General features: G+C 56.0%; 17 protein-coding genes and 1 pseudogene. 10 read left to right on the top strand and 8 right to left on the bottom strand.

All coding sequences use genetic code 11. The annotated features are described in order from the left end of the window. Positions 1-294: 294 nt before the first annotated feature. Positions 295-1350, top strand: a complete 1056-nt coding sequence (locus ACR0LW_RS05565; RefSeq protein ID WP_480881851.1) for a tyrosine-type recombinase/integrase — start codon at positions 295-297, stop codon at positions 1348-1350. 65 nt (positions 1351-1415) lie between these two features. On the opposite strand, the gene ACR0LW_RS05560 is transcribed toward ACR0LW_RS05565, so the two are convergent. After that, positions 1416-2522, bottom strand: coding sequence for a ParB N-terminal domain-containing protein (locus ACR0LW_RS05560; RefSeq protein WP_480707849.1), 1107 nt, complete (start codon positions 2520-2522; stop codon positions 1416-1418). Further along, entirely contained in the window at positions 2519-3826 is a 1308-nt protein-coding gene (locus ACR0LW_RS05555) for an AAA family ATPase (protein WP_480584279.1), read from the bottom strand. Before ACR0LW_RS05555 ends, ACR0LW_RS05560 begins: the two co-directional genes overlap by 4 nt. Before the next feature lie 468 nt (positions 3827-4294). Here ACR0LW_RS05555 and ACR0LW_RS05550 point away from each other — a divergent pair, with 468 nt between their 5' ends. Further along, positions 4295-4978: a DnaA N-terminal domain-containing protein gene (locus ACR0LW_RS05550; RefSeq protein ID WP_170622504.1), complete on the top strand. Its 684-nt coding sequence runs from the start codon at positions 4295-4297 to the stop codon at positions 4976-4978. A gap of 137 nt (positions 4979-5115) precedes the next feature. Here the strand turns inward: ACR0LW_RS05550 and ACR0LW_RS05545 are convergent. Then, positions 5116-5544, bottom strand: a pseudogene (locus ACR0LW_RS05545) (IS6 family transposase); the annotation flags it as partial. A gap of 519 nt (positions 5545-6063) precedes the next feature. On the opposite strand from ACR0LW_RS05545, the gene ACR0LW_RS05540 reads away from it, so the two are divergent. Further along, positions 6064-8067 (top strand): DEAD/DEAH box helicase, encoded by a 2004-nt coding sequence (locus ACR0LW_RS05540; RefSeq protein WP_480881981.1) that lies wholly within the window; start codon positions 6064-6066, stop codon positions 8065-8067. A gap of 102 nt (positions 8068-8169) precedes the next feature. On the opposite strand, the gene ACR0LW_RS05535 is transcribed toward ACR0LW_RS05540, so the two are convergent. From ACR0LW_RS05535 to ACR0LW_RS05525, 3 genes are all read right to left on the bottom strand, one after another. After that, positions 8170-9255, bottom strand: a complete 1086-nt coding sequence (locus ACR0LW_RS05535; RefSeq protein ID WP_480881850.1) for a hypothetical protein — start codon at positions 9253-9255, stop codon at positions 8170-8172. A gap of 118 nt (positions 9256-9373) precedes the next feature. Then, a complete protein-coding gene (locus ACR0LW_RS05530; RefSeq protein WP_480881849.1) occupies positions 9374-10555 on the bottom strand; it encodes an adenylate/guanylate cyclase domain-containing protein in 1182 nt (393 codons plus the stop codon). 402 nt (positions 10556-10957) lie between these two features. Further along, positions 10958-11407 carry a hypothetical protein gene (locus ACR0LW_RS05525; RefSeq protein ID WP_480881848.1) on the bottom strand — a complete coding sequence of 150 codons (450 nt, stop codon included), beginning with the start codon at positions 11405-11407 and terminating at the stop codon, positions 10958-10960. 41 nt (positions 11408-11448) lie between these two features. Here ACR0LW_RS05525 and ehuD point away from each other — a divergent pair, with 41 nt between their 5' ends. From ehuD to rfbA, 6 genes are all read left to right on the top strand, one after another. Beyond that, entirely contained in the window at positions 11449-12081 is a 633-nt protein-coding gene (gene ehuD / locus ACR0LW_RS05520) for an ectoine/hydroxyectoine ABC transporter permease subunit EhuD (protein ID WP_480881847.1), read from the top strand. After that, a complete protein-coding gene (gene ehuA / locus ACR0LW_RS05515; RefSeq protein ID WP_480584291.1) occupies positions 12082-12900 on the top strand; it encodes an ectoine/hydroxyectoine ABC transporter ATP-binding protein EhuA in 819 nt (272 codons plus the stop codon). A 202-nt stretch (positions 12901-13102) separates the two neighbouring features. Next, entirely contained in the window at positions 13103-13672 is a 570-nt protein-coding gene (gene rfbC, locus ACR0LW_RS05510) for a dTDP-4-dehydrorhamnose 3,5-epimerase (protein WP_480881846.1), read from the top strand. Then, on the top strand, positions 13669-14709 hold the full coding sequence (gene rfbB / locus ACR0LW_RS05505; protein WP_480881845.1) for a dTDP-glucose 4,6-dehydratase: 1041 nt from the start codon (positions 13669-13671) through the stop codon (positions 14707-14709). Before rfbC ends, rfbB begins: the two co-directional genes overlap by 4 nt. Further along, entirely contained in the window at positions 14706-15584 is an 879-nt protein-coding gene (gene rfbD, locus ACR0LW_RS05500; RefSeq protein WP_170622496.1) for a dTDP-4-dehydrorhamnose reductase, read from the top strand. The genes rfbB and rfbD overlap by 4 nt, the downstream gene beginning before the upstream one ends. Before the next feature lie 3 nt (positions 15585-15587). After that, entirely contained in the window at positions 15588-16454 is an 867-nt protein-coding gene (rfbA, locus tag ACR0LW_RS05495) for a glucose-1-phosphate thymidylyltransferase RfbA (RefSeq protein WP_480881844.1), read from the top strand. A gap of 56 nt (positions 16455-16510) precedes the next feature. Here rfbA and ACR0LW_RS05490 read toward each other — a convergent pair whose 3' ends face one another. Both ACR0LW_RS05490 and ACR0LW_RS05485 read right to left on the bottom strand, forming a co-directional pair. Further along, entirely contained in the window at positions 16511-17413 is a 903-nt protein-coding gene (locus ACR0LW_RS05490) for a glycosyltransferase family 2 protein (protein ID WP_480881843.1), read from the bottom strand. Next, positions 17410-18531 carry a glycosyltransferase domain-containing protein gene (locus tag ACR0LW_RS05485; protein WP_480881842.1) on the bottom strand — a complete coding sequence of 374 codons (1122 nt, stop codon included), beginning with the start codon at positions 18529-18531 and terminating at the stop codon, positions 17410-17412. Before ACR0LW_RS05485 ends, ACR0LW_RS05490 begins: the two co-directional genes overlap by 4 nt. 692 nt (positions 18532-19223) lie before the next feature. On the opposite strand from ACR0LW_RS05485, the gene ACR0LW_RS05480 reads away from it, so the two are divergent. Then, positions 19224-19475 carry an LbetaH domain-containing protein gene (locus tag ACR0LW_RS05480; RefSeq protein WP_480881841.1) on the top strand — a complete coding sequence of 84 codons (252 nt, stop codon included), beginning with the start codon at positions 19224-19226 and terminating at the stop codon, positions 19473-19475. Positions 19476-19477: the final 2 nt, after the last annotated feature.

The raw sequence follows: 19477 nt of genomic DNA, 5'->3' as shown, positions 1-19477 counted from the left end.
CCACGGAGAGGTTCAGACGTCGGGCCGCCCGTGCAACCTCGGCCCGGTTGCCCCGTCGCTGACTCAGGGGGCGGATTTCCCGCTCACGCCGCACGGCCTCCGCCCAACGGGCTTCGTCAATCGCCTCAACACCACCCATTCGTCTCCGCCGCGCTGAAATCTGCAATTTTGTAAACAAGTATTGGCACAAATCCAGTGCGAGTCTACACTTAAAGGACCAGCACAGCACAAGGCCAACCATGAAAAATGGTCTCAACAAGCAAGAGCAGTCTACAGGTTTGGGAAAATCGACACATGAAGCCCCCTGCCCCATATCTCCCCGCCGCCGCCCCTGCCCTCTCGGAAACAGATCAGGAGGCGCTCACTGATCTTTATGTGCGCGGCACACCGGAAAACACGCTGCGGGCATATGAACGGGATCTTCTTTATGTCACCGCCTGGAAGTCCGCGCGGTTCGCTGCGACGCTGGACTGGCCGGAATCTGAGGCCACCGCCCTCGCCTTCATTCTCGATCACGCCCGCGATCTGAATGACGCACCAGAAACGGATGTGGCGCGTGAAACCGCAGAAGCGCTGATTGCCCAGGGGCTGCGCAAGTCCCTCGCCTGCCCTGCCCCCTCGACGCTGGACCGGCGCATCGCCTCCTGGCTTGCCTTTCACCGAATGAAGAACCTCGCTTCCCCGTTTGACGCTCCGCAGGTGAAGCAGGCCCGTGCCAAGGCGCGGCGCGCTGCGGCCCGGCCCCCGACCCCTAAATCCGCCCATCCGATCACTCGCGATGTGCTCGAGCAGTTGCTGGCCACCTGTCGGGGGTCCCGGCGGGATTGCCGCGACCGCGCCATCTTGATGCTGGGCTGGGCTTCAGGTGGTAGAAGGCGCTCGGAGATCACCGGGTTGATGTTTGAAGACGTCTCGCTGAAGGAGTTCGACGAGAAAGGCCTGGTTTGGATTTCCCTGCTGGAGACCAAGACGACAACCAAAGGTGAAACGCCGCGGCTGGTGCTGAAAGGCCGCGCAGCCCAGGCGCTGGTGCATTGGATTGAGGTTGGCGGGATCGAGGATGGTCCATTGTTCCGCCCCATCTCCAAGGCTGACCGGGTGCTGAAACGCCGCCTCAGCCCGGATGCCATTGCGCAGATCGTCAAACATCGACTGGCACGGGCCGGGCTGCCTGAGGACTTCGCCTCGCCGCACGGGTTGCGCTCGGGGTTCCTGACCCAGGCCGCACTCGACGGCGCCCCGATCCAGGCCGCCATGCGCCTGTCGCTGCACCGCTCCCTCGCACAGGCGCAGAAATACTATGACGATGTCGATATCACAGAAAATCCGGCGGCGGATTTGTTGGGGTAGGAACAAAAAAGAAAACACCGGGCTATGGACCCGGCGCTTCGCCTTACCAATTACATGTATCAATCTTACCCATGGGTAAGACTGTCATCCTCCTGCAAATCGTCAATCAGAGTGGCAATGGCCTGTTCCAACTTGGCTCTATCCACACGGGTAAAGTCGAGATCATAGCGCAACTCAATCCTACCACTGGATGCCGAACACTTGGCCACCCCTGCCCTACCCGACACCTGAAATGTGGTTTTCGCACGGCGCGTTTTACCGCTCCCGGATGCTATAGGTTTTTTCAGCGCGCTGGTCTTCGGTTCCACAAATTCTCGAAGAATGGATACTTCTCGCGGGCCATCGCGATCAGGTTCGCTCATCACCGCCGTGCTGACTTGCCGGATCAATCCCGGATTGGCATCGAGTTTGCGTTTCAGTTCGACCCCCAGATTACGGGGAATTTCATTGGGGTGAATGAGCACCTTGTCCAGCATCATCAGCAAACTGGCGAAAGATCTAATGTAGCTCCGCTTGGTATAGCTGGCGGACTTGAACAGAATCGCCACGGCTTTGTCCACGTCTGGGCAATCATTCGCCGGGTCGTCTGCGAAGGCCCGCGCCAGCGCACCCATTTCTGCAAAGGAGATATCCTTGCGGATCAGGTTCTCATCAACCATCCGACGGTAGCTGTCATTCAGATCGGTCGCATCGGAAATGCCCGCCGGGATTTTCGCATAAGTCTCGTCGCCGGTTTCCTCATGCAACGCCCGATACGCGGACAGGCGGCGCATCCCCTGGATCAGGTCGAACCGACCGTCCGACCGGCGCTCGAGACGAATGGGATTCGACAGACCAATATCCCGGATCGAGTCTTTCAGTTCCTCCAGTTCGGGGTCGACACCGCTCTTGCGGTCGCGGGTCAGTTTTTCGGTTACGACATCCGCCAAGGCCACATGCTCGGTCACCAAACCTTCGGACCGCAATCGAACCAGTTCATGCGCCAGACGGTCATTCTCGGCGCGGATGGAATCCTCGGTCGATTGCTGATTGCGCAGCGCATCGGCGTTTTCCGAGATCGCCGTCGCCATCGGCCCGCGTCTTTTTTCCAGCACCTTGTCCGGAACCTTGCCAACCGGGATGTCATCCATGGCCGGCATGTCGATGTCGAACATTCTGCGTTTACGGCTCATACGTCATCCTCCAGCTTATCCCAGGCCGACAGCATCACGCCCCGGAATTCTTCATACACATTGTCAAAGGTCGAGCGCGCACGGCGCCAAGTCTCGCGCGTCATCTCGCGGTAGTCCATCTCGTAGACCGAACTGAGGAAGCGGCCAGATTGTTCGACAGCGCGCGTCATCTCGACCGGGTGCTCCGCCACATGTTCGCCGAACACCTTCTTGAACGCGTCGAACATGGCCAGGTGCAGCGCATTGCCCGGCTCGTACCGGGTCAACAGAAAGCGCAGCTCGCAGAACGTTTTCGGCAACCCAATCTTACCCGTGGGTAAGGTCTTATCGAAACCATAGGCCAGATCTTCCAGCGCCTCGGCCAGCTGGCCGATGAAGGACGTGGTCGAGTCATATTCCCAATAGCCGGGGCCGGAGGGAACGTAGAGCATATCCGCGGCGAACACCGCGTTCATCGATTGGTAGCCGATCGCAGGCGGGCAATCGAATAAGATCAAGTCATAGGCATCGTCAGGAATCTGATCCAGATAGCGCGACACCGCGGCAAAGAACGACCACTCGGGGTTCAGATGCCGATACTGCGCCGAGGCAAATTCCACGAAGGCGGCGTTAGCGCAGGAGGGCACGACATCAATGGTCGACCACGAGCTCTGCTTGATGAAGTCCGAGATGCGCAGATCGCCGAGACCCATATCGGTGATTGATGGCGGCAACTCGCGGTGGGGCAGGGCGGTCCCGGATTCGGCAGCAGCGGGGCGGTTGTTCATCCTCTCGGTCTCGCGGATCAGATCGCGGGCCATGATACCCCAAACAGTGAAATCCTCAGCCACGTCAGTCAGCCCCATGGAGTGGCTCAGCGTTGCCTGCGGGTCGAAATCCACCACCAGCACACGGTAGCCATCCAGCGCGGCGGCGTGAGCCAGATGCAGGGCAACAGTGGACTTGCCGGCGCCGCCTTTGAAGTTGGCCACGGCCGCACGGATGGCGCGTTTGCCGGCGGGGCGAGGCGGCATGAGGGACTTGCGGTTCACCTTGAGCCGGCGGCGCAGCTCATTCACCTCTTCCAGGCTGAACCAGCGCTGGCGGCCATCGGGCTCAACCTCGCCTCCGGGCAGCGAAGGGTCGGCGGCCAACTTACCGCGAAAAGTGGATTGGTTGACGCGAAAGATCAGTTCGGACACTTCCCAGCTTGAAAAGCGGCGGAGGGTCTTTTCCATCTCGGGGCTGAAGGTCTGCTGGCGAATCCAGCCCTGCAGCTTGAGGGACTGGTTGCGCAATGCGTTAAGGTCTTCGTGCGTGTACATGCCTCAGGTCTCGTTCTTTGGGACGCTATTTTCTACGTTTTCTCTTTTTACGCCTAAATTGCACATTTCGCAAAAGGAAATATGATGAGTGAACAATCGTACCCACGGGTAAGAAAACAAGGGGTTCCCAGCCACCGACTGATTCGGGGGTCGTCTGCTTCCAATGCCGCCCGGCTAACGTTGCCAGCGTCAGTATTTAGGGGGACGAAATCGGTAGAACCACCCCATTTAGGGGGACATAACAAGGAAATAGGGGGACTCCTATTCTGTCCCCCATCACCAATACTTCACCCATTTTCTTTTTGAAATTGGATTTAGATTTGGATCAAACTCTCGCTCAAATCAGACTCCGCTTGACAGAATCGTCGGTTTGGACGCTAATCAGGGCAACACGACGAAAAGCGTTGGAAAACGACGCGGTATAGGCGGTGTCATCCGTCCGAGGCAGATAGAACGGTGAGAATAGCGATGCAGGTTGCAAAACCGGTCGGGCGAAATGCGCCCGCTATTAAATATGACATTCTCTCGGCGTTGACGGTGCACGCCCTATCCGGCGACAAGCACCGCCAGCGCAGCATTCTCCGCGTTATCGCTCTGATTACCACCCGCTATAACTGGCGCAGCAACGAGCTGTCGATTGGCAGGGAAGAGATCGCCCGGCTCTGGTCGGTGAACGAACGGACCGTAAAACGCGAAATGGCCAAGCTGAAAACAATGGGCTGGATCACCGTCAAACGTCCGGCAGCCCGTGGTCGCGTTGCAGTTTATGAGTTTGATCTGAAGCAGGTGATGGTGGACACCTCCGAGGTTTGGCCCACAATCGGCCCCGATTTCCAGGCGCGGATGACTGAAGAGCCGAAGGGTGACACCAATATCGTGCCATTCAAGGTGAAGCCACCTGCACCCGATTCGAGCGGCGCGGATGTCTGGACGCAGGTTCAGACCATTTTGCACGGGCGCGATCCCGAGCTTTGGTCCAGCTGGTTCCAGCATCTGACCGAGGCCGACAGGGCAGGGGGCGTGGTGACTCTGATGGCACCGTCTCGGTTTATGGCCGACTACATAGCACAGAAGTGGTCCGGGCGTCTGCTCTCTGCCTACGGCCGCGTTGACCCAGAGGTGCGTAGCCTGCGCTTCGAGGCAGCAGAATAGCACCGCCCAAGCGACACATTTGGCTTTAATATGTGTGTGAAGGGCCACCCTATCAAACATGGATATGGCAAAAATTTTTGGAGCGGTCAGTGCCAACGACTTACTGGACACACCTATCCTGCGATCTTGGCAAATAGCCGAATGCCGGCCGCGTTGGCTCCACTTTTGTCAATGACGATCTTGTCTGGAATTCCACTAGAAGACAGAGCTTTGGCAAAGGACCAAGCTGCCGCTGGACGGTTCCTCTGCCCAGGCAACATGATATCAAGGGCCGTTCCAGCTTTGTCGACGGCCCGATAAAGGTACATCCATTTGCCGCGAACACGAACATAGATCTCGTCCATGCGCCAGGAACTCAGTGTTGGTCGCTTCTTCGATTGCGCGCGCCCCGCGATTATTGATGAGTACTTAACAACCCACCTGTTGAGGGTGGTGTGGTCCACCTGCACACCGCGTTCAGCCATGATCTCTTAGAAGTCACGATAGGACACCGTGTACCGTAGATAGAAGTACACAGCGTGCAAAATTGCATCCTTGGGGAACTGACAGCCTTTCAACGAAATCATGCCGAAACCGGTTGAAAGGCTATTCGACGGGAACAAACGTCAGATCACGCATGTTCGCCAATTGGGTCTCATAGTTTGTGACACATCCCGGTAGCTGTCGGTTGGGCTTTGGCCTCATGACACCGCTCATGTAATGCACAAAAACATAAAATTATGCACATAACAAAAACATGGAGTCTGTGACATGGAATCGTGCAGCGCGTTACCCAAGAGGCCATGAATGCATAAAAGCGGTATCATCGCGGGCTTCCTGCGCGTGGGAAGTCGAGCCGATTTGCCCGAAGTTCAGCCGACCGGCCCCACACCATGTTTGAACGAAGGCCGGCATTGGCTGGCCTTATGCATCCAAATACGTGACGGCAGGGCTGACCTGCATTTACGCTTTTCAGAGGATTTGCCCCGGTTCTTATCTATACAATGGGAATAACACCGGTTAAGGGGCGGTCTTTACCCTTGGATGATGCGCTGATTGCAATACCGCGCAGCCACATCACCTGGCCGATACAAAGAACCACCACCGTGAAACAAACCATTGCAGATGCGCTTGCGCGCAAGGGCTATGATACTCTGACCCAGGTCCAGCAGGCTGTGACCCGGCCCGAGCTGGAAGGGCGCGATATGCTGGTATCGGCTCAAACCGGATCGGGTAAAACCATCGGTTTTGGTCTGGCGATTGCGCATAAGGTACTTGGCGAAGGTGAAAAACTTGGGGCATCAGGTGCCCCGCTGGCTTTGGTTGTCGCACCGACAAGGGAACTGGCGTTGCAGGTCAAGCGTGAACTGGGCTGGCTCTACGCCGATGCGGGTGCCTATCTGGCCTCATGCGTGGGCGGTATGGATATCCGGGACGAGCGGCGCGCACTGGCGCGGGGTGCGCATATCGTTGTTGCCACTCCAGGGCGGTTGCGCGACCATATCATGCGGGGCTCGATTGACCTGACAGCCATCCGTGCAGTGGTGCTGGATGAAGCCGACGAAATGCTGGATCTGGGCTTCCGTGAGGATCTGGAATTCATTCTGGATGAAACACCCGAAAACCGTCAGACCCTGCTGTTTTCCGCCACTGTGCCGCGCGCGATTGCCAATCTTGCGACGCGGTATCAGCGCGATGCGGAACGCGTAAGCACCGTCAGCGAACAGACCCAGCATGCGGATATCGAGTATCGCGCCATGATGGTGGCCCCGCGCGACGGGGAAAACGCGATCATCAATGTGCTGCGTTACTATGAGGCCCCAAATGCCATCGTGTTCTGCAACACGCGGGCGATGGTTGCGCGCCTGACCGCGCGTCTTTCGAACCGGGGGCTTTCCGTCGTCGCGCTCTCGGGCGAATTGACCCAGAGCGAGCGGTCGAATGCCTTGCAGGCCATGCGCGACGGGCGCGCGCGGGTTTGTGTTGCAACGGATGTGGCGGCTCGGGGCATCGACCTGCCGAACCTTGATCTGGTGGTCCATGCCGAATTGCCAAACAGCCACGAAACCCTGTTGCACCGTTCTGGCCGGACGGGCCGCGCCGGACGCAAGGGTGTCAGCGCGCTGGTCGTTGAACCTTCGTCGCGAAAAAAGGCGGAACGGATCCTGAAATTCGCAAAGCTGACGGCAGATTGGGGAAAGGCCCCGTCCGCCGACGAGGTGAATGAACGCGACCAGTCCCGGATGCTTGCCTCAGATGACTGGCTGGCAGAGATCACGGAAAGCGAACGTCCTGCGGTTCGGAAACTGGTTGAGGGGTTCACCCCCGAGCAGATCGCGGCGGCCTATCTACGTCAGTACAAGCTGCGCCATTCCGCACCGGAAGAGCTGGCGGCGGTCGATCAACCCGCACCGAAACCACGCGCGGCGTTTGGCCCAAGCGTTTGGTTCTCGCTGTCTGAGGGGCGCAATCAGAATGCCTCGCCGCGTCATATGTTGCCAATGATCTGCAAGGCCGGGGATCTGACCAAAGACGATATCGGGGCCATTCGGATTGCAGATGACGTGACCTATGTCGAAATCCGCGAGACCAGTGTCGCAGGTTTTCTGGCGGCCATTGGGCCCGATATGAAGATCGAAAAGACTAAAGACCTGGTGCGTCTGGATCAAGCCCCGGACTTATCAGCAACCGGTCGGGCCGGACCCAATCGCAAGCACAAAGGCAAACCGTTTGGGCCGAAAAAAGGCCCCGAACAGGCAAAACGGGATCAGGCCCCAGCCCCGCATCGTCGCAAACCCGATCCCGAGGGTCGTGAGCCTTTCAAATCAAAGAAGCAACGCCCGGAACCTGAGCATTCTGACAGAAACGAACGCCGCGACGCTGGGACAGGCGACGGGGGTGGTTTGTTCAAGGCGGCGGGGGCAACACCTAAAAACCGCAAAGCCCGTGGCGCTGCACCCAGAGGCGGCGATACACAATCGACCCGAGGCGCCTCAAAAGGCCCACCGCAGCCGAAGGGGAAGCCAAACAGCAAAAAGAACCTCGCACGTGCTGCCGCGGCCAAGGCCGGAAAAGGCGGCGATGCGGTTCCGAAACGGCGAAAGACCTAATTTGCTTCGGGTACTACGTGACTCACTCTGAGACGCGAATGTCCTAAGAACGCCGCAGGCGTGGCAGGGGAAGCAAGTGACACTCATGATATTTGGGTGGCCCTAACTGCCGGGGCCAAGAGAACAGGTCAGGTTGCCACCATACCACCCGGCAAACACGCCGCGCGAACGTTGGCCTTTGAGTTTTCTTTTCAAAAGCAATCCTGCTTGGGTGTTGGGATAGTTACGAAGATAAGCCTCCGCCCAAGCGAGGTTGTGGTACCTATCGCTTCGCGTAGTCCAGAAAAAGGTATCTTGGGGACCGCTTAAGCCAACTGGGTTATTCGGCGCTGCGGATGACTGAACAAGCCATACCAATGCTCCATGGATATCTGTCTGACGGCTCTTATGTCGAAAGCCTTTTCCACCGCCACGCCGCGATGCATCCATCGCAATCACGAGGTACCCGTACGTGATGAACGTGTAATGTAGTTGCCGTTTGGCCGGACGTTTGTTGCGAGCTTGGTCAAATGTACCGGCCAAAGGGGCGTTAGGGCGCATTTGCCGCGCCAGATATGCTAGATCTCTTTCACCTTTTTTGAACGCCTTTCGATTACCTGTTTCTGCACCCCACGCCAAAAGTCCAGCCGCACGGGCGGCATGGCCTTCTTTCCCGTACATCTGCTCGAAACCGCCTACTGAGCCAGCTCTTGCTGCAAGTCGATCTCCCCAATCCGCAATTGCGACAACTCTTGGGTCATTTTTTCCCAGAATTGCGCTTAGTGAACTGTGCACCATCGACAAGTTGAGCAGAATGTTCGCTTGCCACCAGGCTGCGTCTATCTTCACGCCATCGTACAAACCTTGCTTTTCGAATGATCTGGCCTGAGCGGCTGCCGCAAGCTGATCGGCGATCTGGTTGGCGTCCGCCTTGGAACCGGTACGGAGTAGATGGGAATTTGCTGCGCCGAGTTCATTCATGAAAACAGCGGGAGGTCGGTCTTTGCCGGATGCCGTTTTGAAGGGTTGAGTGATTGGTGCGGTTGTGAATTTGGAAGGTTTACGTTCCGGGCACCAGGCATTTCTGTAGGAACTATTCGCGGAGAAGAATTCCAGTCTTTTTTGGGCGTTTGCGAAATCGGCCATCACGGGTTTTGCGCCAAAAAACCCAACACAGCATACTAAAAATAAAGCGAAAAAAGACCGCATATCACCTATACTCCACTAGAATACTTTTCACTGATGCTAGTGAGGTGTTTTGGATTCAGTCAAGCACCACGCTTGAATTATGAACCTTCCGCAAAACTGTGACTGGCGCATTTCGGAATTAGGGTTTGGGAACCTCAACTATGAACGAGCGCTTCCATATTGTTGTGTCGTTCCAAAGAGGGCTGGTTTTGGGAACATTAGGGCCTTGAAAATTTCCGAAATCCTGATTGCCGCTGCTGTTGTCGGGACTGCCCCGCTTCCAATTGGAGAAATTCATTGGCTCATTATTTGCCCATCCCCAGCCACCATCAGGCTCTGCGCCTTCGGGGTCCTGCACCAAGCCAATTAATGGTCCCAGAGCGAGGTTTCCCTCAAACGCCCAGTGCCCTTCATCTTCCAGCGTCAGTTGATACACAAAGTCGTTTTCTTCTTCGTCAGTGATGGTAACGAGGTGTCCACCCAAGGCTTCGGAAACCTTTTCAAGAATCTCAAATTCTGCGCCCCACGTTCTGATTACGTAGTAAGTCGAATTCTCGTATTCGCCGACGGTTACCAAATCAAAAAATTCGAGCAACTCTTCGGGAGATGGATCTAAGGTCAGAAAATCTTCGAGGTATTCAGGGTCAAAACTTTTGGCTTCGTCGGATTTGTTTGACAGAAGGGCAAAGGCTGAGAAGCCAATAGATACTAAGACAACCGCGAACAAGAGGGGCAAGAAGTACTGCCCACGAACCCATGCCTGAAGTCTTCGCGCGGCCTTCTCGTAGGTTGGCAAGGTGGCCTCACCCACCTTGTACACCTTTAGCGGTTGATCAAGGTTTTTGACAAAATGCTCCCCGATCTTTGTGAACCGATAGTCCAAGCTTCCTTTGACTTGCTCAATAACGTTTTCAGCCAAGCAGATGCCGCCAGGTTCCGAAATCGTCTCAAGCCTGGATGCTACATTCACTCCGTGACCCAACAAATCACCGTTGGGCTGCTGAACTACCTCACCAATATTGATACCGATCCGGTACCTCATGCGGTCGCTTGTTCTAAGCTGAGCGTTGTTGGCATTGTGTTGTTCTTGAATAGAAATAGCGGCTTCCACCGCGCCGGTGGGATTGTCAAAACACGCCAGAACACTGTCGCCAGCCGTGTTCGCAATCCTGCCTCCGTAAGACTCGATAATCGGATCCATAATCGAGCGAAGCTCTGCAAGGCGATGGAGGGTGGCTTCTTCATCCTCAGAAACGAGTTTTGTGAATCCGGCGACATCTGCCGCCAATATTGTCAATAATCGCCTTGAATTCTTGTACACGCTAAACTCGCAATAAATACACTCATTGGTTTCGAATTAGGTCGTTTCCGAAAAGTATGCTGGCAGATTTCCGATGCTGTATCAACAAAAGGCGACGGCGCGCGGTGCCAGGTTTGGTTTGGGTGAGAGGAGTTCACCTGTCGGAATATGAACCTTGCACACGGCAAACCCCCTCAGAGCTTTGACAGCGCTGTTCATGGAAAGGATGATACACCTCCGACAATTTTTTTCCGGGACAGATAGGGGGTTTGGGTCGTCACGCCGGAAACGTCAGTTTGGACCCGCCGCAGGTGAATTCGACGGATACAAGATTTTATCTTTGCCTGGATGTTCGTACAGCTGGTTTGGCCACTGTTTCCGGAAGCAAGAGATCGCGTGAGGTCAATGTGCCTCCGGCGTTCCCTAGTCATCCGTAAGTTCTGCTTTCAGCAACCTGAGCTCTTTGATTTTCTTGAATACTTCTGCCGGGACCGGCTCTTCTGGCTTTGTCTGCAGCATATCCAGTTTCAAGTTCTGAAAATGTGCTTTCACCTTACGATAGCCCGAGGCTTTCTGAGCTAGCCCAAAGTTCTTCTCGATGGTTCCGAAAATCGTTGTACACAAGGCCAATGCCGCCGTCAGGATATTGTTGTCTATTTTGACGGCGGACAGGAACGTGGCCAACGCACCGGCCACTATGACCACCAGCAGAAGTACTGTAGAGAGCAGCCAATAGATCTTCTGCTGCTTTTTCGAAGCCCTAATTTCGCTGTCTATCGCTTCTAGTACCGACGTACGAACTGAAGTGTCTTCCATTTCCAACGATCCCCGTACAAGAGCCTGAAGCCAGGCTGTCGATGGTGTGACAACCATGCTCAATACTCTGTCATTGTTGGTTTCAAGATCAATTTAAATTGCCGCGTTTCATCGACGCAACGGGCAAAACGCTGCTGGCTGCGGGCGGAGGATATGCCATCGCCGTGGTGCTGGGGCTTGTGTTTGCACTGGCGCAGCGCACGCCTTACCGCATCCTGACCCTGTGCGTGCGGGAATTTGTCGAGTTCATCCGCTCGACCCCGCTGCTGTTGCAGGTGTTCTTTGTTTTCTATGTGGGCCCGCAACTCGGGATCAACCTGTCGCCCTGGACATCCGGTTTGATCGCCATCGGGCTGCACTATGCGGCCTACCTGTCCGAGGTCTATCGCGGTGGCATCGAAAGCGTGCCCAAAGGCCAGTGGGAGGCCGCGACGGCCATCAATATGCCGGTCTTGCAGACCTATCGCCGCATCATCATCCCGCAGGCGCTGCCGCCTGCCGTATCGGGAATGGGCAATTATCTGGTGGGTATTTTCAAGGACACGCCGATGCTGTCCGTGATCGGCGTGGCCGAGTTGATGCATACCGCCAATGCGGTTGGTGCCCAAAGCTATCGCTACCTTGAACCCTATACCATGGTGGGGGTGATTTTCCTTTTGATCTCGCTGCCGACCGCGTTTCTGATTGCCCAGTTCGAAAAATGGGTACGCCGCAAAATGGGAATGAGATAAATGACCGAAGACATGAGCCAGTACCCCTTGCGTCTGGAGGGTGACGACATCCCCATGGTCCGGTTTCAGAACGTGCGCAAAAGCTATGGCGCGCTGACGGTGCTCGACAATCTGAATCTGGATATCGACGCGGGCGAGATGGTGACGATCATCGGGCCGTCGGGATCGGGAAAGACCACCGTTCTGCGGATGCTGATGACGCTGGAGACGATCAACGGCGGGGTCATCTATGTCGATGGGGAGCCCTTGACGCATATGGAAAAGGACGGCGTTCTGGTGCCCGCCAACCCGGCCCATATCCGACGCATCCGCAGCAAGATCGGTATGTGTTTCCAGCATTTCAACCTGTTCCCGCATATGACCGCCCTGCAAAACTGCATGGAAGGGCCGGTTCAGGTTCTGGGCCTGCCAAGGAAAGAGGCCGAGGAACGCTCGATGGAGCTGCTTCAGATGGTCGGCATGGCCGAGAAACGCGACCAGCACCCCTCGCGCCTGTCGGGTGGGCAACAACAGCGCGTCGCCATCGCCCGCGCCCTTGCGATGCGCCCCAAGGTCATGCTGTTTGACGAGGTCACATCTGCGCTGGACCCCGAGGTGATCGGCGAAGTGACCAATGTCATCCGCAAACTGGTGGATGCCCACAACCTGACCATGCTGATGGTCACGCATCAGATGGGGTTCGCCAAGGACATCTCGGACAGGGTCTGTTTCTTCTTCAACGGCGCAATCGAAGAACAGGCGACCCCCGGGGAGTTGTTCGAAAACCCGCAAAGGGAACGCACGCAACAATTCCTGAACGCAGTTTTGGAATCGAACTGAGCGAACACCTGACCGCAGCCATCCAATTGAACCCCAGCCACACCAGAATTCACAAAGCTCTCAGTAGGGCGTTGCGGAATGACGCGTGGTTACTCCGCAGTGCAACTGCCAACACAGATAAAAACCTTTGCGTTGTCGCACGGGTATGAGATGACCACACAAATCAGTGGTACGGCGCTATTTGAACGAGGCAACTGGGACGATGGAGATTAGGCTTCTTGCCATTCCGGATGTGAAACTGATCACGCCCAGTCGGTTTGGCGATCATCGGGGCTTTTTTGAAGAGACCTATAACCTGGACAGGTTTACGGCCAGTGGAATCGACACGGTCTTCGTGCAGGACAACCACTCGCTGTCCAGCGCTGCCGGAACCGTGCGAGGCCTGCACTTCCAAGCCCCGCCAAAAGCGCAGGCCAAGCTTGTGCGATGCGGGCGCGGTCGACTATTCGATGTAGCGGTAGACATCCGCAAGGGGTCACCCACATTTGGTCATTGGGTCGGCGAAGAGCTTAGCTTTGAGAATGGCCGAATGTTGCTGGTCCCCGCCGGATTTGCCCATGGTTTCATGACGTTGGAGCCGGATACCGAGATTGTCTACAAGTGTTCGGACACCTATGCGCCGGAAACAGAAGGGTCCATTCGGTGGGACGATTCCGATATTGGTATCATCTGGCCGCAGGTCAGTGCCGCGCCGCAATTGTCAGAGAAAGACAAAGCAGCGCCAAATCTGCGGGACGTCGACTCTCCGTTCTCGATTGAGGGCGCGTTATGAAAATTCTGGTGACAGGCGGTGCGGGTTTCATTGGCTCTGCTGTGATCCGGCGCGCTATTTCCGAAGGTCACTCGGTCGTCAATGTGGATGCGCTGACATATGCGGCCTGTTTGGAAAATGTCGCGTCGGTTGCTGGGGCGCAGGGTTACTCTTTTGAGCACGCCGACATCCGGGACGCGGATGCGATGGCCGAAATTCTCAGCCGTCATCGACCAGACGCAGTCATGCATCTGGCAGCCGAAAGCCATGTCGACCGTTCAATCGACGGACCCGCGGCCTTTATCGACACCAACATCACCGGAACCTATGTTCTGCTAGAAGCGGCGCGCAGTTATTGGGTGAATGCCGGCCGACCAGAAAGCTTCCGCTTTCATCATGTCTCGACAGATGAGGTTTTTGGGTCTTTGGGTGAGAAAGGTCTTTTCACTGAAGACAGCCCCTATCGGCCTAACTCGCCTTATTCGGCTTCGAAGGCAGGGTCTGATCACCTTGTTCGCGCCTGGCATGAAACCTACGGATTGCCAGTGGTTTTCACCAATTGTTCGAACAATTACGGTCCATTCCAGTTTCCCGAAAAGCTGATCCCGGTCGTGATTCTGAGCGCGCTATCGGGCAAGCCTATTCCGATTTACGGGGCAGGGGACAATATCCGCGACTGGCTCCATGTCGAAGATCATGCCGAGGCGCTGTTGCTGGTGTTGAAAAAGGGTGAGCTGGGCCGCAGCTATAACATTGGCGGTGAGAATGAGATGACCAACCTTGAACTGGTCAAAATGCTCTGTGTCATTCTCGATCGGTTGAAGCCGGGTCAAGCGCCTTATGCCGATCTGATAACCTATGTTCCTGATCGGCCCGGTCATGACCGTCGTTATGCCATAGACCCGACCCGCGTCCGGAACGAGCTGAACTGGCGTCCATCCTATACCCCGGAAACCGGGTTGGAGCAGACGGTTCGGTGGTATCTGGACAATGCTGCCTGGTTGAATGCGCTTAAGACGCGCAGCGGTGTGGGCAAGCGGCTTGGGGTTGTCAGATGAAAGCGCTGGTTTTCGGTCGCAATGGTCAGGTCGCCACAGAGTTGCGCAGGCGTGCCGGGACGCATGGAATTTCGGTTGAAGCGCTGGATCGATCTCGGGCTGACTTAACCGACCCACTGGCTTGTGCAGCCGTCATCGAACAAACTGATGCGGCGGTGATCATAAACGCTGCCGCTTACACAGCAGTCGACAAGGCCGAGGATGAGGCGGATCACGCACGGCTGATCAACGGAGACTCACCGGGAGAAATGGCTCGGGCAGCAGCGCAGCGCGATCTGCCTTTCCTGCATGTTTCAACCGATTATGTTTTTGACGGATCTTCCGATACTCCCCGGTCCACACAGGATCCGACTGGCCCTTTGGGTGTCTATGGCCTGACCAAGCTGGACGGCGAACGCCAGATCGCGCAAGCTGGCGGGTGGTACGCCATCCTGCGAACGAGCTGGGTATTTTCGGCCCATGGCAACAACTTTGTCAAAACCATTCTGCGGTTGGCCGAAACCCGCGATCAGCTGACAATCGTGGCGGATCAGATTGGCGGTCCGACGCCCGCCGCAGATATCGCTGATGCGCTTTTGACCATTGCCAAATCCGGGCAGCGCGCCGACGGAGGCCTGTTTCACTATAGCGGGGCCCCGGATGTCAGTTGGGCCGATTTCGCCCGCGAAATCGTCGCGCAAGCCGGACTGGCCACCAGCATCGTTGATATTCCGACATTGGAATACCCGACCCCGGCGCGCAGGCCTTTGAATTCAAGTCTGGACTGCGGGCGTATCGAAAAGATTTACGGACTTCGACGACCTGCCTGGAAAGCAGGCCTTTCGGATGTGTTATCCGAGATGAAGGTGGCAAACGGCCCCGCCGGAGAAGGATAGGACATGCAACGAAAAGGGATCATTCTGGCCGGAGGGTCGGGAACGCGGCTGTATCCGATCACCACAGCGGTCTCAAAGCAGTTACTGCCGATCTACGACAAGCCGATGATCTTTTATCCGCTGAGCGTTCTGATGCTGTCGCAGATCCGCGAGATTGCGATCATCACCACGCCACAGGATCAAGAACAATTCCAGCGACTGCTGGGCGATGGCAGTCAGTATGGTTTGTCACTCACATGGATTACGCAACCGTCGCCCGAAGGCCTGGCGCAAGCCTATACTTTGGCCGAGGATTTTCTGGATGGTGCGCCGTCCGCGATGATCCTCGGCGACAATATTTTCTTTGGTCATGGTCTGCCCGAGTTGCTGCAAGAGGCGGATGCCCAGGAAAGCGGCGGGACAGTATTCGCCTATCGCGTTGCCGATCCCGAGCGATATGGGGTCGTCGATTTCAACGGTGACAAGGTGCGTGGTATCGTTGAAAAACCCATGGTTCCACCATCGAACTACGCTGTGACGGGGCTTTACTTTCTGGACGGCGATGCACCGGCCCGTGCCCGTCAGGTGCAACCGTCCGAGCGCGGCGAGTTGGAGATTACGTCATTGCTGGAAATGTACCTGCATGACGGTCTGCTGAACGTTTCGACCATGGGTCGTGGTTTTGCCTGGTTGGACACCGGAACCCATGGCTCACTTTTGGATGCAGGTAATTTCGTGCGAACCCTGACAGACCGTCAGGGTATGCAGACCGGCAGCCTGGACGAAATCGCTTGGCTGAACGGCTGGGTAGATGACGCCGTACTGGAGGCGCGCGCAAAGCTGTTCGCCAGATCCACCTATGGCGAATACCTGAAGTCCCTGTTGGGTTAGCCCGCAAGGCGAGGACGAGCACCCAGGACCGGTACTTGACCAATCATTTCATGCGCTTAAGCGGTTTGTCCTTTGCCCGCATCAAGCCAACCGTTCTGCTCAAAGGAAGATTGGGTTTCATTGCGGATCGTCACAAGGGTCGGGTGGTATTGGGTGCCTAACACCGCGTTCCGAATCCGGTGTTCCCCGTGTAGAGCTTTCAGGTTTTTTTGGCCTGCGTCGTTATATTTTAGACGTTGCTCGGGCGTATAACTCTTTGTTTTTGAATGGAAAACAAAGCAGTCAATTGATACAGCGCACAGAAAACCGGCATCCTGCGCCCGCAGGACAAAATCGCTTTCCTCGCCGTAACCCATTGGAAAACGCTCTTCGTCGAACATCCCGATGGCGTCCAGCACTGGTCGACTGATCGCAAGGCAGAATCCATTCAGCTGCTCGACAACCGGATAGCCAAAGCGCTCGGCGAATTCGCCGCATAGTGTATGTATGGCACCGATCACTTCGCCGTTTGAGGGGACTTCGTTTGGCCGTGCATCTGGCCCCGGCAGGAAAGGAATGGACTGCCAGCCCCCCGCGTTGGACAATGGTCCGGCCAACCCGATCTTCCAATTTGAGTTTAAGCAGGCATCGAGACGATTTAGCCAGTCACCGCTTACAATTGTGTCGCTGTTGAGCAGAACAATCATGTCAGCAGTGGAATACCGCATTCCGGCATTTGCCGCCTTGCAGAACCCGCTGCCTTGCGGTCGACGGATCAAGTGGCAGTTGCCGGGATTGCTGGCAGCAAATCCCTCACACAGTTTCTGCGTTTCCGTCTCGGATCCATCATCTACAATGATAAGCCGGTCATCGTTCCTGAGAGTGTCGAGAACAGATTGGATACAGGCTTGCACATCGTCAAAACTGTTGTGGACGCAGACAATAACCTCGGCCGGGGTCGGAGTTTTGTTTCTTTTCATGCGCGATGCCTCGTACGCGCGAAATACGCGGATGACCGCATGTCACCGGGCAAGTGTTTGACGCGTAAATCGGGTGTTTCTGCAATGGCCAAAGGCAATGAAACCTGGTCGCGTTTCGAGCCGCGTGCCAGCATCCGCCACCAACTGTTGCACATCTGCCGAACTGTCGAAGACGAAGGGCGCAAAACCATAACCATAGTTTCATACAGATCAGTGTCGCGAAACGCTGGGTGGGATTGGTTCTGGCTCAGGTGAAGCGCCATCGTGCGCAGATCGTCTTTGGCAAGTTGCACGCATTTTGCGGCCTCGGCCATCAGACCTTGACGGTCAGGATGTCGGAAGGTCGCAAAATCGAAGGATTCGGGATCCAGCGAGTTCAGAATATCTTCTGGGCCATGACACATCATTATGTTGCCGTCGATCCAGATCACCCATTCGTAGTCGGAGAAAAATGCCGGAAGATTCAGCTTTGTGAACCGGGCCTTGCGGCGGGTATCCGCATGGTGAAACGGCGCGTGTACCTGTTGCCATCCGCCGGTTGCATCATAAGCCCGATCTGAAAATACAAAGAAGTCAGCAGTTTCTTTCCAAGCCGGATCGATCGGAACAAGCGAGTCAAATTGACCGAAAATTGCCGTTACAACAGCAATACGCTTTTTGTTGCTGTTCGTTAGGCTAAAGGGGTCCAACGCCCGGCGGTCATCGGGGCGCAGGGGTTGATCTCCGGTGTCACCCAAGGGAAATCCCATGCGCACAAGGTACTCAATGCCCCACATCGACAGGGTTTTTCCATCTTCAGCCGCCAGTTCCCGGAACGGTGCCAGGGCAAACTTAACCCCGTCCGATTTATAGTGCGACAGGGCATCTTTGGCAGACGGCAGACCATTTACTTGCGCGTACCATTCCCGGTCGAGGTGGCTGGATGCAGACGCGGTAAAGAACTCTGCTGCATTTGTATCATCCTGACCCAAGCCCGCTTCGGTCAGGTACCGGCCAAACTTTTCAAGCTCGAACTGACGCCGTTTCTTGCGCCTTGCAAGCAACACTTTGAGCGCCGTCCGAAAGTCTTCGTCGCGGACCAGCATCATCCGGCGGTTGATTGATTTGGCCAATCCCATGCAGCTACCCTTGTTTACCGCGCAGCAGGCTAACCGGTGTGATGCCACGTTCAAAGGCAGCGGCCTTTCGCGGCAGGACGACGGAAAGCTCGCGTAAATCCAAGACTTCTTTGGGCCTGCGCGAACCGCTTTGCAGTATTGCTTTAGTCGCTCTGAGGATCACCAACACTACTGCTGTTTGTTCCCCGCGAGCGACCAAACTTCTAGGTGGGTGCGCACGTCAGTTCAAGGTCTGCACGGCGGATCCATCAGGCATATCACGCGTGTGTGCATGCGTGTGTCACTAAATCGACACGCAAGCGGTTTTGGTAGTCTTTGTACAATCCGGTCATTACTTGGAAACACCAAACGTGATCAACAATTATCGGGTGAGGGTTACTCGGCCGGAGGGTACATATATGACACCAAGAGAATTCCTAAGAGAACGCGGTCGGGCGAACCCCAAATTCTTCCCCGCAATCCTGGCAGACGCACAGGCTGTCGCTGCCTCTTTGCACAGTGCCGAACTTTGCAGAAAGTGGTCCGCTGCCCATGTTGTTCTAAGAATGATTTGGGAGGCTGACGGGTATCTCGCTCTTGTTTTGATTCGGGCTGCCGCGCGACTGCGCGCACATGGGGTTCCGATCTTACCAACCGTCCTTCGACGCCTTTCCATCCTGATTGCTCAGGTGCACATTGGTGCCCCTGTCGTTATGGACCCTGGTATCGTTTTGCCGCATGGGCAGGTGGTCATTGACGGCATTACTCATATCGGAGCGCGCGCCACGATCAGACCCTTTGTAACGATTGGCTTGCGTGACGGCGATTATGTCGGCCCTACGATTGGAAAGGGTGTGAGCATTGGTACGGGCGCAAAGATCATCGGCCCCATTACCATCGGGAACGGCGCACGGATAAAGGCCAATGACGTTGTCGCCTCGGATATTCCTGCCACGAAAACCTGAAG

The organism is Ruegeria sp. N4 (genome assembly GCF_056531425.1).
Note: the sequence above shows the minus strand (reverse complement) of the source record. Positions and strands in the feature narration are given on the sequence as shown.